Source organism: Buchnera aphidicola (Aphis gossypii), assembly GCF_013394915.1.
Classification (GTDB): Bacteria; Pseudomonadota; Gammaproteobacteria; order Enterobacterales; family Enterobacteriaceae; genus Buchnera; species Buchnera aphidicola_AZ.
In genome coordinates this window covers 197,728-213,024 of record NZ_CP056771.1, presented here as the reverse complement: position 1 = coordinate 213,024, position 15,297 = coordinate 197,728, and the positions used below count along the sequence as shown (strand labels likewise).

Here is a 15,297-nt window from a genome sequence, read left to right as displayed (position 1 = left end):
ATAAACATTCAACATAGTTAATTAAATTTTTTAAAAAAATAAAATCAATATAAAAATTAAATTCACACCTAATATCATGGATTCTATATACCATTTTATGTTTCCATTCACAGTTTTTAATAGAATTGAATTAAAATTTTTTATCATATTAATCAAAAAAATATTAATTTTATTAAACGGATCAGAAAATAAAATATTAGAAATAGATAAATATGAATTAACAAAAAATAAATTATATAATGAGTCAAAATACCATCCATTTAATAAAAAATTATGTATAGATCGAAAGATTTTTAATTTTAAAAATTTAGCAATAAAATCTGTATTTTTAACCCATAAGTAATATGAAATCCAAATACCTAAAAAAGATATAGAACTAGATATTATTTCAAAGAAAAATTTTTCATTTATAGAATATTTAAATATAGGAAATACAAAAGATAGTGAAGGTATAATGTAAATACTAAACGCGCTAGAAAATATTAATAAAACAAACAAAGGAAAGTTATGAACTAATTTTTTCTGGTATATAAATTGAGAAAAACTATATTTTCGAAATAAAATAAAAATCATTCTGCTAGTGTAAATTGATGTTAATAAAGCACCAAATAAACCAAATGCACACAAGTTAATATGACCACTTTGCAATACGCTAAATAAAATATTACCTTTGCTATAAAAACCTGATGTAATTAACGGAAACGAAATTAAAGATGCTCCCCCAAAAATAAAACTGATAAATAAAAGAGGACATTTTATAACGGTTTTAGACATTTTAAATATATTTTTTTCATTATTACAAAAAATGATCAAAGAACCAGCAGACAAAAATAATAATGCTTTAAAAACAGCATGTATAATTAAGTGAATAATTGCAGCAGACCATGCTTGCACGCCTAATGATAAAAACATATATCCTATTTGACTCATAGTCGAATATGCAAGAATACGTTTTATATCTGTTTGAACTAATGCAGAAAAACTAGAAAGTAATATCGTTAAAATACCGATCAAACTTAAAATAAACAATATATTTGGTGTTAATACAAATAAAAAATATGTTCTTCCTATTAAATATACACCTGCTGTGACCATAGTTGCAGCATGAATTAAAGCTGAAACAGGAGTTGGTCCGACCATAGCATCTGCAAGCCAAGTTTGCAAAGGTAATTGCGCGGATTTACCAAGGACGCCTATTAATAAAAAAAATGTTATTAAATTTATAATTGAATTATTTACATGAATAAAATTTGATAAAAATTTTATTTTTTGAAAATCAAAAGTTCCGTATTTTTGATATATCAGAAAAATTGAAATTATCAAAAATATATCTGAGATACGCGTTAAAATAAAAGCTTTTAAAGCACACTTGTTATTATTAATATCTTTATAATAAAATCCAATTAATAAATAAGAACAAATACTTATACCTTCCCACCCAGCGTACATAAGTATTAAATTATCTGCTAAAACCAATAAAGACATACTTGCTATAAATAAATTAGTGTAAGCAAAAAAACGAGAATAACCTTCTTTATTTTGCATGTACCAAATAGAAAAAATATGTATTAATAAACCTACTCCTGTAATCACCCATAACATACTTAAAGACAAACCATCTAAAATTAAATTGCAATCTATTCTAAATGTACCAATATCAATCCAACACCATAATTTTTGAACCCAAAATTGATAAGAATGATTAATAAAAATTATGCTATAAAAAAAAGTGACAAGAAACGAAAAAAATACTGAACCAACTCCTATATAAGCTTTACTTCTATTAGAAATAGTTCCTTGTGTAAAAGACAAAATAAAAAAACTAAATAATGGAAATAAAATTATCAAAAAAATAATATTCATCCACTCATCTCACTTAATAAATTGATATTTAATGTTTTTTTATTTCTATATAATTGAAGTAATAACGCCAATGCTATGCTAGCTTCAGACGCAGCCAATGTAATAGCAAGAATATATACTATTTGACCATCTGCTTGTTTCCAATATGTACTAACCATTACTAATGCTAATGCAGCTGAATTTATCATTATTTCCAAACTAATTAATATAAATAATATATTACGACGAACTATCAGAGATGTTAAACCTAGCACAAATAGTATTAACGACAAACATAAACCATGAAATAAAGAAATCATAAATCGTTATCCTTATAAAAATTAATAGGTTATGATTATTTTTTTGATTTATTTTTTTCAGTTCCAATATGAAAAACTACAACTAAAGCGGACAACAAAAGAAAAGAAGCAAGTTCAACTAGTAATAAATACGGACCAAATAAATTAACACCTATCATTTTAGTATTCATCAAAAAAAATTCAATTTTTTTTTCTTTGAGAAAAAAAATCACATATGTCATTAATAAAAATAAAATTAATGTTAAAAAACTTGGTGTTATCCAAAAAACAGGATGTAAATTTTTTTTCTCTTTTATATCATCTTTTTTCCCAAGATTTAGCATCATAACAACAAAAATAAACAACACTAAAATTGCACCTGCGTATATAATAACTTCAAGAGCACCTGCAAAAAATGCGCCAATTGTAAAAAAAATACCTGATATCGATAAAATTGAAATTATTAAATATAGTAAGGCATAAACTGCATTTTTTTGAATGATAACTAAAAATGTAGAAATGATAGATACAAAAGCGCATATATAAAAAACAAAATTCATTTATTGATTCTCTCTCTGTTATGGTAATAAAGTCTTAACATTTACAGGTGATGATTCTATATCTAATTCACCTGTCTTTTTCCCGCTAATCAGAGCACCGGAAAAATGATAAAAATTATAGTCAGGATATTTTCCAGGGCCAGAAATTAATAAATCTTGTTTTTCATAAACTAAATTATACCTTTTAAAATCTGATAATTCAAAATCAGAAGTTAATTGAATAGCGGCAGTAGGACAAGCTTCTTCACATAAACCACAAAAAATACAACGAGAAAAATTAATTCGAAAAAATTCAGGATACCAACGACCACCTATTTTTTCAGATTTTTGAAGAGAAATACAATCTACTGGGCACACTGCTGAGCATAAATTACATGCGACACAACGCTCATCTCCATTTGAATTTCTTGTTAATATAATACGCCCACGATATCTAGGGGGTAAATAAACTTTTTCTTCTGGATACATTTTAGTTTCAGATTTAGAAAATATATTTATGAAAATCATCCAAATACTTCTTATTTGCGTAAAAAACCCAATAATAATTTTTTTTAAGTTCATAAATAAAATCTCTTTGAGCGAAGTTTAAATTAATATAAAAAAAGCTGTTAAAAGCAAATTTAATAATGTCATAGGTAAACATACTTTCCATCCGAAAGATAATATTTGATCATATCTAGGTCTGGGTAAAGAAGCTCGAATTAAAATAAATAAGACAATAAAAAACATCATTTTTAAAAAAAACCAAAAAAATCTAGGTTCTCCAAAACCAGAGCATCCACCTAAAAACATTACTGTAATTAATGATGAAATTGTAACAATTGAAATATATTCCCCAATGAAAAAAAAACCAAATTTCATTCCAGAATACTCAATATGATAACCATCAGCTAATTCTTGTTCAGACTCAGGCTGATCAAAAGGGTGCCTATGACAAATAGCTAGTCCGGCTATAAAAAAACATAAAAACCCTAAAAATTGAGGTATAATATTCCACATGTATTTTTGATTATTTATAATATCTAAAATCCTAAATGATCCTGATTTAGCAACGACACCCATTAAAGACAAACCTAAAAATACTTCGTAACTTAAGGTTTGTGCAGCAGCTCTAATAGCTCCTAATAAAGAATACTTATTATTACTAGACCATCCTGCAAACAATATTGCATAAACAGATAAACCAGCCATCATCAAAAAAAATAAAATTCCTATATTTAAATTAATTATAGGGCTATTTGGAATAAAGGGGATTGTTGGGATAACGAATAATAAAGAAATAAAAGATATAATTGGAGATAAGATAAAAATAAATTTTTTACTAAATTTTGGAACCCAATCTTCTTTAAATAAAATTTTAATCATATCTGCGCATAGTTGCAAACTACCAAAATAACCAACTCGATTAGGTCCATGTCTATTTTGAAAAAATGCTAGTAATCTACGTTCAAAAATACTTAACATCGCTGAAAAAAATATAAATAAAACAACGAATGATATTATTTTAAAAAATCCTAAAAATATTTCTAATATCTCTGTTTCAAGGCATTTCATTTAATAAATTCTCTTATATATTTAATTTTTTTTCCAACTAAATCAATAGGAAAATCCTTTCTTCCTATAGGCAGTCCAATCTGTTTTGTATGTAAATTCTTAGATATTCTTATATTTAAACGAAAATTTTTATTTACACAATGAAATTCTATTACAGAATCTTTTTTTAAACCTATTTTTAGTGCATCTAATTTACTTATCAATGCATATGGAGCAACTATATTTTCTTTAATAATAGACGAATACTGTGTTAGTTCTTCATGCCCGAAAATATGATAATATGGAATTATATACCAATATTTTTTTTCAATGTTAATTTCGAAATTTAAATAAATATCGCTAATTTTTGTATTTTCTTTAAATAAATGAACACCTGAATCTCCAGAAATTAATTCTTCACCAACTTCTTCTTGAAATTTGTTCCATGCTTGTGGAGAATTCCAACCAGGAAACCAAGCAAATGGAATATATGAAAAAGATTTATTAGGCTGGTTAAAACCTTCCATAGAAAAAGAAAACATAGTATTAATATCCTGAGGTTGAGAGTGCTCATGAATATCAATATTAGATTTTAAAGCAGTCCGGCCACTACAACGATTAGGAGATCGAGCAATTTTTTGATTTTTTATTCGAAAATCAGCATTTGGCAGAGAGATTTTTATTTTTTTAAAAATAGGGTACTTATTGCTATATGAAGCAATTACATCATCTAATTTCAACCAAGATATTTTTTTATTTAAAAATTTGCACTGAATAAAATGTAACCATTTCCAACTTTCATAAAGACAGTTTTTTTGATCAATGAACATCGGATCATACACTTGAAAAAAACGCTGTGCTCTACCTTCAAAATTAATTATAGTACCAGAGCTTTCTGAAAAATTTAAACAAGGTAAACTAAGTGTAGAATTTTTATAAGTTTTAGTATATTGGTGATCTATTACTAAAATATTATTTCTTTTTTTAAAAAAATCATCACAATCATGTTGAGAAAAATAACGGTATAAATCATATTCCATAAATATAATAGCGTCTGCTTTTTTTTGATTCCATCTTTGGTATACTTCATCTATAGAAATTCCACCAATTAATCCTAATCCTAATGCATTTGCAGAAGATGTTAAAAAAGTCAGAGCAACATGATTTTTTTTATGTTTTTTTATAGATATAGCTATATTAATAGCTGTTTTTATAATAGATGTATTAAATGAATTTGTACCAGAAATAATTAATGCTTTTTTTGCATTAAGTAATTTTTTTGCAATAAAAGTAGCTTTCTCAAGCAAAAAAGAGCTTAAATTTTTAATAATTGGTAAATTATTATCTAAATTATGTGCAATTGCAGAACCAAATTTTGATTGATCATCGGTTGATGCGAAATAACACCAGTCAGAAACATCATCTAATTTAGTTTCATGTGTGTAAGTAATATACAAAGAGTTCTTATAGTTCTCCGAAATATTAGATATAACAGTTGCATTCCATCTAGGTATTCCATTTGACTCAGCTATATCTTTAGCTTTGTTTTTAATAGCTTGTCGCACTGCCAATGCAAGGCGAGGTGAGGTTTGCGTCAAATCTTCGCCAAGAATGAGAATAGAATCATAACTTTCAATTTCTTTTAAAGATGGAATATATAAATTATTGTTTTTAAAAACATTTAAAATTAATTTTAAACAAGATTCTTCTTCAGAAGACATTCCATGGGAAAAATTGTTTTCTCCAACTAATTCTTTTAATGCAAAATTGTTTTCTATACTCGTTCGCGACGAACCAACACCAATTATATTTTTGTAGCGTTTAAAAAAATTTTCCCCTTCTTTTATTGCCTCGTCTAAATTTAATGTTGTTAATTTTTCATTAATAATATAAGAAGGATTTTTAGGACGGTTTTTTAAATTATTATGTGAATAACCAAAACGCCCTAAATCGCAAATAAAGTAATGATTTATATTTTGATGATATCTATTTTCTATACGACGTATTTCGCCATGTCGTTCGCCTATACTAATATTACAACCCACACTACAACTTTGACAAATACTAGGAGCATATTGCATATCCCATTTACGATTATATTGTTGAGAATGCGTCTTATCAGTGAAAACACCAGTAGGGCATATTTCAACTAAATTTCCTGAATGCTCATTTTCTAAAATCCCATCTTCTACACGACCAAAATAAATGTTACTATTAGCACCGTAAACGTTGAAATCTCGACCATCTGCGTAATCTTTATAATATCGAACACAACGATAACATCCGATACAGCGATTCATTTCATGTTTAATAAAAGAACCTAAGTATTGATTTTTATGGGTTCTTTTCAAGAACCGATAATTTCGAATATGGTGTTTATTCATAGCCGTAACATCCTGCAAATGGCAATTACCGCCTTCTTCGCATACAGGGCAATCATGTGGATGATTTGTTAACAAAAGTTCTACTATATTTTTTCTAAATATTTTTGATATTTTATCATTAGTTAAAATAATAGATCCATCTATCGCAGGAGTCATACAGGACATGACTAATCGTCCTTGAGAATCTGATAAACTATTACACTGTGTTACTGCGCATTGACGACAAGATCCTACACTACCCAATTTAGGATGCCAACAAAAATAAGGAATATCTAATCCAATTGATAAGCATACCTGCAATAAGTTATGAGATTTATTTACATAGTATTTTTTTTTATTTACATAAATTTTAGATATCATAGAAAATTCCAAAACTCTTTAAAAATAAATTTCATATTTAAATATTAAATATTTAAATTAGATTGATTAGGCTGAATTCCAATAATATTTTTATTTAAATTTGATTTTTTTATACTAATTCCATCTTCAAATTCTGAACGAAAATATTTTATGGCGCTTTGCAATGGTTCAATCGCTCCGGGAGCATGGGCGCAAAATGTTTTTCCTGGGCCAAGAGAAAAGCATAATTGTTCTAAATTTTTTATATCGTGACTTTGTCCTTCTTTATTTTTTAAACTATATAATATCTTTACAATCCATGGTAATCCGTCTCTACAAGGTGTACATAAACCACATGATTCACGAGCAAAAAATTTCTCTATATTATATACAAGAGAAACCATATTAGTTTTATTATCCACAGCCATAGAAAGAGCTGTTCCCAAACGGCTTCCTGCTTTTGAAATAGTATTAAAATCCATAGATAAATCTAAATGTTTTGGAGTAAGAAAATCTGTACCTGCCCCTCCAGGCTGCCATGCTTTTAAAGATAAACCTGGTTTCATTCCAAATGCATAATCTTCTAAAATTTCGCGCGCACTTATACCGAAAGGTAATTCCCAAACACCAGGGTTGTTAACGTTTCCTGAAAAACCCATTAACTTTGTTCCAGTATCAGAGCTATAAGATAATGTTTTATACCAATGAGAACCATGTAAGATAATAGAGGGAACATTAGATAAAGTTTCAACATTGTTAACACAAGTAGGCTTTCCCCATAATCCAAAAATTGCAGGAAATGGTGGTTTGAATCTAGGATTTGCTCTTCGACCTTCCAATGAGTTAATCAAAGCTGTTTCTTCACCACAAATATAACGCCCGGCTCCAGTATGCAAAAACAAATCAAAATTAAAACCGCTATTTAAAATATTTTTACCAATATAGCCTAAATTAATTGCTTCCTGTATAGCTCTTTTTAAAATATGCTCTCCTTTGACATATTCCCCTCTTAAAAAAATATAACCACGAGTAGCTTTAATAGCAAAAGCTGATAACAATATCCCTTCAATTAATTGGTGAGGTAACTGTTCTATTAACAACCTATCCTTATAGGTACCTGGCTCCATTTCATCAGCATTACATAATAAATAACGATGTTCTTTTTTATCATGTATATAATCTGGCATTAAACTCCACTTTAAACCTGTAGAAAAACCAGCTCCTCCTCTTCCTTTTAAATCGGATTCTTTTACTAGATCAATTACATCTTTAGATGTTCGTTGATGCAATGTTTTTTTAAAAGCAACATAACCATTTTTATTGCAATATTCTTTTATCCAAACAGTTTTTTCATCATCTCGTATTCTCCATGTCAACGGATGTGTTTCTTCTAATCGAGTAATTTTATTTTTCATTTATATGATTCCAGTAAATTTAATACAGATTCTGGAGTTAATTTAGAATAAAGATCTTCATTAATCATGATTGTTGGACTTTTATCGCAATTCCCTAAACAACAAATAGGCAACAAAGTAAATCGTTTATCTACAGTAGTGCAACCTGTTTTAATTGATAAATGATTTTCTAATGCTTTTTTAATTTTTTGATAACCCGTTAAATAACAAACTACGCTATCACAATAACGAATTATATTTCGCCCTACAGGTTGACGATAAATTTGACTATAAAAAGTAGCTACACTTTCTATATCACTTGAATTGATATTAAGTATTTTAGCAATTTCAATAATAGCTAGATCAGATACCCAACCACGTTGTTTCTGAACAATTTTTAAAGCTTCTATCGCAACTGCTTTATAATTTTCATAATATTTTTTTTGATTTTCTATTTCATTAATTTCGTGGGTGCTTAACACAAATTGCGTAGAAATTTCTCTTGACTTTCTTTTTTTTTATTCATAATTATCTGTCCACGTCTGACATAACAAAATCAATACTTCCTAAGTATACAATTAAATCTGATATTAAACTTCCACGAATAACCGAAGGTATTTGTTGTAAATGCGCAAAACTAGGTGTGCGTATTCTCGTTCTATAACTCATAGTACCACCATCACTAATTAAATAATAACTATTAATACCTTTAGTCGCTTCAATCATCTGAAAACTTTCATTTGCCGGAATAACAGGACCCCAAGATACTTGTAAAAAATGATTAATTAAACTATCAATATGTTTTAAAGTATTTTCTTTAGGAGGTGGAGTAGTTAATGGGTGATCTGCTTTAAAAGGGCCTTCTGGCATGTTTTTTAAGCATTGTTTTAAAATTGACAAACTTTGATAAATTTCTTCTACTTTTATCATAACTCTAGAATAACAATCACTTATTCCACTACCAATAGGTATTTCAAAATCATAATTTTGATACCCAGAGTACGGTCTCCATTTTCTCACATCAAAATCTAGTCCTGTAGCACGTAAACCAGCACCTGTGACTCCCCAAGTCAAAGCTTCTTTTTGTGAATATTGAGCAATACCTTTTGAACGATTAATTAAAATAGTATTTTTTAAAGCTACATCTATATAATATTTTAGTCTTTTTGGCATCCATTTAAGAAAATTATTCAATAAAATATCCCATCCCTTTGGAAGATCGTGAGCTACCCCACCAATACGAAACCAAGCAGGATGCATTCTTGCTCCAGTTATTGCTTCAATTAAATCATAAATTTTTTGACGATCAGTAAAGGCAAAAAAAACAGGTGTCATACATCCTACATCTTGAATAAAAGTAGAAATGTATAATAAATGACTATTAATTCTAAATAATTCTGATAACATTACTCGAATTACTTCGACTTTTTCTGGAACAGAAATATTAGCTAATTTTTCTACTGCTAATACATAAGGCATTTCATTAACACATCCACCTAAATATTCAATTCGATCTGTATATGGAATATAACTATGCCATGATTGACGTTCAGCCATTTTTTCTGCTCCTCGATGGTGATACCCTATATCAGGAACGCAATCAATAATATTTTCGCCATCTAGTTGCAAAACAATTCTAAAAGCACCATGTGCAGAAGGATGATTAGGACCTAGATTTAAAAACATAAAATCTACATTATCATTTTTTCGTTTCATACCCCATAATTCAGGTTTAAATCGTAAACTTTCCATTTCCAAATCTTCTCTTTCTTCATTTAAGAAAAAATCCTTAAACTCGGTAGCTCTAGCTGGAAAATCTTTTCTTAATGGATGTCCTTTCCATGTATTAGGCATAATAATGCGTGTTAAATTTGAATGATTTTTAAAAACAATACCAAACATTTCCCATGTTTCTCGCTCATACCAATTAGCATTAGGAAATACATTAGTACATGTAGATAAAATTAAATCGTTTTTAAATAAAGGAACTTTTATCATAAAATCAATATTATGTTTAATAGATATTAAATGATAAAAAACCGAAAAATCAGCTTTAGGAAGGTTTTCTCGGTGCAATCGAAGACGCTCATCTACACCATGCAAATCAAAAAGCATATTATAAGAGTAAGGTGAATCAAATAAAAATTTAATAACCTGCAGTAAAGAATTTTTATTTAACCAAATTGTTGGAAAACCTGTTTTAGATTCCTGTATAATACAAAAATCTTTTCCAAAAACATGAAATAATTCATTAAAAACTAAATTAGTTGTATCAGTTTCATCAATATTTTTATTTAAAATATTACTTTTTCTTGAAATTTCATCCATCACAGATTTCTCATTATAATTAATTTTGAAAAAATTATGATATTTTTAAAATTATTATTATCTCTAAACTAGGATATTTACATAATTAAAAAAATTAAACTTTATCTGGTGTTGGAAGATTAACAATTGAAATTCTTTTATTTGCTCTTTTTTCTTTTTCCGGAAACATTTTTTTTTGATATATTCCTTGCTCTCCTACTACCCAAGATAATGGTCTTCTTTCCTCGCTAATAGAATTCTGAAGCAATTTTAAAGCATGTATATACGCTTCTGGCCTAGGTGGACAACCAGGAATATAAACGTCTACCGGTAAAAATTTATCTACTCCTTGAACAACAGAATAAATATCATACATCCCGCCAGAATTAGCACATGCACCCATAGAAATAACCCATTTTGGTTCTAACATTTGATCATATAATCTCTGAATAATAGGAGCCATTTTAATAAATGGTGTTCCTGCAATCACCATAACATCGGCTTGTCTTGGAGAAGCTCTTAAAACTTCAGATCCAAAACGAGCTACATCATGCACAGAGGTAAAAGCAGTGACCATTTCCACATAACAACAAGACAATCCGAAATTGTAAGGCCAAAGAGAATTCTTTCGACCCCAATTAACTAACTTATGAAGTAATTGATGAACTTTTCCTATAAAAACATTTTTTTTTAAGTAATTCTCTATAGGATCTGAAACAAGATCACTCGATTTTTTTGGATATTTTTTATGAGAATTGTCTTTTTCTGCTCGAGTCAAAATATAGTTCGCTTTATATTTCATAAAATTATATCCTTAAATACAATGAATTTAAACATTTTATTTATATGCCCAATTTAATGCTTTGATGCGAATCAAATAAAATAATGATAATAAAAGCAACATAATAAAAATAAAAGCTTCAAAAAATCCTGCCCAACCAGTTTCAACTATACTAACAGACCATATATAAAGATAAAGAGCTTCAACATCAAATATTACAAAAAACATTGCAACTAAATAAAACTTAACAGAAAAATGCAAACATGTATCTCCAACTGAAACAATACCTGATTCAAATGGTGTATGTTTGTGTCTAGATAACGACTTTCCCCCTAAGATTGAACTTGTAAACAACATAAAACAACAAAAAATAACAGAAAAAAAAATAAAGCAAAAAAAGTATAAATATTCTCTCATATCAAGTGATATCAACATAGGAAAACCTCAAAAACTTTTTTAATAAATAAAAAATTTAATATACATGAAAAATATAAAATAATAAATTATGTTTCATAAAACAAAGTTTTATTCTGTTTAGACTAATTGAAAAAACTCATTTTTTTTGAAGTTAGACCTTGATGACTAAAAAAAAGACCCCATCTAATAATCACAACACTGATAGATAATTATAAAATACAATCCTATGTCGCTAATAAAAGCCAAAAAAATGGCCGCATAAGGGTTGAAACCCAATTATCAAAATAGGAGAAATACAATGGGTAAAATTATTGGTATCGACTTGGGAACAACCAACTCTTGTGTTGCCATTATGGATGGCAATAAACCTCGTGTATTAGAAAACGCAGAAGGAGATCGTACCACACCTTCAATTATTGCGTATACTAAAGAAGGCGAAGTTTTAGTCGGCCAGCCTGCTAAACGTCAAGCTATTACCAATCCTAAAAATACTTTATTTGCTATAAAACGTTTAATTGGTAGAAAATTTAAAGATGAAGAAGTTCAGCGAGATATAAAAATCATGCCATACAGCATAATTAATTCTGAGAATGGAGATGCCTGGATTGATGTAGAAAGAAAAAAAATGGCTCCTCCTCAAATTTCTGCTGAAGTTTTAAAAAAAATGAAAAAAACTGCAGAAGATTATTTAGGAGAGCCAATAAAAGAAGCTGTTATCACAGTGCCTGCTTATTTTAATGACGCTCAGCGACAAGCAACTAAAGATGCAGGTAGAATTGCTGGTTTAGAAGTAAAAAGAATCATAAATGAACCTACAGCAGCTGCTCTTGCATATGGTTTAGATAAAGGACAAGGAAATCGAACCATCGCTGTTTATGATCTAGGAGGAGGAACTTTTGATATATCAATTATTGAAATAGATGATGTAGATAAAGAAAAAACATTCGAAGTGCTTTCTACAAATGGAGATACTCATCTTGGAGGAGAAGACTTTGATAGTAGATTAATCAATTATCTAGTTAAAGAATTTAAAAAAGAACAAGGTATTGATTTAAGAAACGATTCATTAGCAATGCAGAGATTAAAAGAATCAGCGGAAAAAGCTAAGATTGAACTTTCATCAGCACAACAAACAGATGTAAATTTACCTTATATTACAGCAGATTCTAATGGTCCGAAGCATTTAAACATTAAAGTGACTCGTTCAAAACTTGAATCTTTAGTTGAGGACTTAGTATCAAAATCTATTGAACCGCTTAAAGTAGCATTAAAAGATGCGGGATTATCTGTATCTGATATTAACGATGTAATACTAGTAGGTGGTCAAACAAGAATGCCTATGGTTCAATCTAAAGTTGCGGACTTTTTTGGAAAAGAACCAAGAAAAGATGTTAATCCAGACGAAGCAGTTGCAGTTGGAGCCGCAGTTCAAGGAGGAGTACTTTCAGGAGATGTTAAAGATGTTTTACTATTGGATGTAACCCCGTTATCGTTAGGAATTGAAACTATGGGTGGTGTAATGACTTCACTTATCAGCAAAAATACTACAATTCCTACCAAACATAGTCAAGTTTTTTCAACAGCAGAAGACAATCAATCAGCAGTTACAATACATGTACTACAAGGCGAAAGAAAAAGAGCTTCAGATAATAAATCTTTAGGACAATTTAATCTAGATGGTATTGAACCCGCGCCTAGAGGAACAGCTCAAATCGAAGTTACATTTGATATTGATTCTGATGGAATTTTACATGTTTCAGCAAAAGATAAAAAAACTGGTAAAGAGCAAAAAATTACTATTCAAGCTTCTTCTGGTCTAAATGAATCAGAAATTAAAAAAATGATAGATGATGCAGAAGCAAATTCTGAATCAGATCGCAAATTTGAAGAATTAATTCAAATACGTAATCAAGGTGATCAGTTAATTCATAGTATAAAAAAACAATTAGATGAAAATAAAACAAAAATTGAAATTCAAGATCAAGAAAAAATAAAATCATCTTTAAATGATTTAGAAAAATCATTAAAAGGAGATAATAAATCTGAAATTGAAAAAAACATACAAAATCTCTTAAAAATTTCATCTAAATTAACAGAAGCTCATCAAAAAACAACAGAAGAAAATCTAAAAAATGAGAATCAATCATCTGCATCAAAAAAAGATGAAAATATCGTAGATGCAGAATTTGAAGAAATAAAAGATCCTAAAAAATAATTATAACTATCTAAAAACTAACACGGGCGTAGAAAAAATCTACGCCCGTGTAATTATTTTAAAAGTAGGAAGAGTAATAATGGGAAAAAAAGATTACTATCAAATTTTAGGAGTCTCAAAATCAGCTGAAGAACGTGAGATCAAAAAAGCTTATAAACGATTAGCAATGAAATATCATCCTGATAGAAATCAAGGTGATAAAAATGCTGAAAATAAATTTAAAGAAATAAAAGAAGCTTACGAAATTTTAGTAGATGAAGAAAAAAGAAATGCATATGATCAATATGGACATGCAGCTTTTGAAAACGGTCATAACCAAAATACTAGTTATAACACTTTTACTAGTTCTACAGATTTCGGTGACATTTTTGGAGATGTTTTTGGTGATATTTTTGGGGGCAATAGAAATCAAAGAGTAAAAAAAGGATCTGATTTGTGTTATAACATGGATGTTTCTTTAGAAGAAGCAGTAAAAGGTGTAACAAAAGAAATAAGAATTCCAACGTTTCAGAAATGTCAAATTTGTTATGGAACTGGAGCTAAAAAAGGAACTAAGCCTCGCAACTGTTCCACTTGTCAAGGTAGAGGTCAAATACATATAAGAAAAGGATTTTTTACAGTTCAACAATCCTGTCCTACATGTAATGAAAAAGGCACGGTAATTAAAGACCCATGTCGCACGTGCCAAGGTCAAGGAAGAGTTAGAAAAAATAAAATATTATCAGTAAAAATTCCACCCGGTGTAGATACTAATAATCGAATTAGAATAAATAATGAAGGAGAAGCTGGTACAAATGGCGCGCCATCAGGAGATCTTTATGTTCAAATTAAAGTAAATAAACATCCTATTTTTGAGCGTGAAGAAAATAATCTTTATTGTGAAGTACCAATAAATTTTACTATGGCTGCCTTAGGAGGGGAAATTGAAGTTCCTACACTGGATGGAAGAGTCAAACTAAAAATACCATCTGAAACACAATCAGGAAAACTTTTTCGTATCCGAGGAAGAGGTGTAAAGTCAATACAAAATAGAAATCAAGGTGACTTATTATGCCGAGTAGTAGTAGAAACACCAGTAAATCTCAATGAACAACAAAAATATCTTCTGAATGAACTAGGAAAAAGTTTTAATGGATTTAAAGGCGAAAAAAATACTCCTCGATCAAAAAGATTTTTTGATGGAGTAAAAAGATTTTTTGATGATTTAACAAAATAAAATATTATAA

General features: G+C 28.6%; 12 protein-coding genes and 1 pseudogene. 2 read left to right on the top strand and 11 right to left on the bottom strand.

The features are described from left to right. Positions 1-30 precede the first annotated feature (30 nt). The 11 genes and pseudogenes from nuoL to ndhC form a co-directional block, all read right to left on the bottom strand. On the bottom strand, positions 31-1,863 hold the full coding sequence (gene nuoL, locus HU701_RS01035) for an NADH-quinone oxidoreductase subunit L (protein WP_178919064.1): 1,833 nt from the start codon (positions 1,861-1,863) through the stop codon (positions 31-33). Beyond that, positions 1,860-2,162, bottom strand: coding sequence for an NADH-quinone oxidoreductase subunit NuoK (gene nuoK, locus HU701_RS01030; protein ID WP_158346125.1), 303 nt, complete (start codon positions 2,160-2,162; stop codon positions 1,860-1,862). The genes nuoL and nuoK overlap by 4 nt, the downstream gene beginning before the upstream one ends. Before the next feature lie 35 nt (positions 2,163-2,197). Next, entirely contained in the window at positions 2,198-2,701 is a 504-nt protein-coding gene (gene nuoJ, locus HU701_RS01025; protein WP_158346123.1) for an NADH-quinone oxidoreductase subunit J, read from the bottom strand. A gap of 18 nt (positions 2,702-2,719) precedes the next feature. After that, positions 2,720-3,262 (bottom strand): NADH-quinone oxidoreductase subunit NuoI, encoded by a 543-nt coding sequence (gene nuoI, locus HU701_RS01020; protein ID WP_158346121.1) that lies wholly within the window; start codon positions 3,260-3,262, stop codon positions 2,720-2,722. 24 nt (positions 3,263-3,286) lie between these two features. Further along, entirely contained in the window at positions 3,287-4,255 is a 969-nt protein-coding gene (gene nuoH / locus HU701_RS01015) for an NADH-quinone oxidoreductase subunit NuoH (RefSeq protein ID WP_158346119.1), read from the bottom strand. After that, positions 4,252-6,975, bottom strand: a complete 2,724-nt coding sequence (gene nuoG, locus HU701_RS01010; protein ID WP_178919481.1) for an NADH-quinone oxidoreductase subunit NuoG — start codon at positions 6,973-6,975, stop codon at positions 4,252-4,254. The genes nuoH and nuoG overlap by 4 nt, the downstream gene beginning before the upstream one ends. A 47-nt stretch (positions 6,976-7,022) precedes the next feature. Beyond that, positions 7,023-8,372, bottom strand: a complete 1,350-nt coding sequence (gene nuoF, locus HU701_RS01005; protein WP_178919062.1) for an NADH-quinone oxidoreductase subunit NuoF — start codon at positions 8,370-8,372, stop codon at positions 7,023-7,025. Then, positions 8,369-8,848, bottom strand: coding sequence for an NADH-quinone oxidoreductase subunit NuoE (nuoE, locus tag HU701_RS01000; protein ID WP_158346115.1), 480 nt, complete (start codon positions 8,846-8,848; stop codon positions 8,369-8,371). Before nuoE ends, nuoF begins: the two co-directional genes overlap by 4 nt. A 31-nt stretch (positions 8,849-8,879) precedes the next feature. After that, the gene (gene nuoC / locus HU701_RS00995) at positions 8,880-10,679 is read right to left on the bottom strand and encodes an NADH-quinone oxidoreductase subunit C/D (protein WP_158346113.1); all 1,800 of its coding nucleotides are present in this window, start codon (positions 10,677-10,679) and stop codon (positions 8,880-8,882) included. A gap of 94 nt (positions 10,680-10,773) precedes the next feature. Further along, positions 10,774-11,460, bottom strand: a complete 687-nt coding sequence (locus HU701_RS00990) for a NuoB/complex I 20 kDa subunit family protein (RefSeq protein ID WP_158346111.1) — start codon at positions 11,458-11,460, stop codon at positions 10,774-10,776. Positions 11,461-11,508: 48 nt separating this feature from the next. Then, positions 11,509-11,856, bottom strand: a pseudogene (gene ndhC, locus HU701_RS00985) (NADH-quinone oxidoreductase subunit A); the annotation flags it as partial. A gap of 298 nt (positions 11,857-12,154) precedes the next feature. Between ndhC and dnaK the strand changes: the two are divergent. Together dnaK and dnaJ are read left to right on the top strand one after the other, a co-directional pair. Further along, positions 12,155-14,071, top strand: coding sequence for a molecular chaperone DnaK (gene dnaK / locus HU701_RS00980; protein WP_178919060.1), 1,917 nt, complete (start codon positions 12,155-12,157; stop codon positions 14,069-14,071). A 79-nt stretch (positions 14,072-14,150) separates the two neighbouring features. After that, positions 14,151-15,287, top strand: a complete 1,137-nt coding sequence (dnaJ, locus tag HU701_RS00975) for a molecular chaperone DnaJ (protein ID WP_178919051.1) — start codon at positions 14,151-14,153, stop codon at positions 15,285-15,287. Positions 15,288-15,297: the final 10 nt, after the last annotated feature.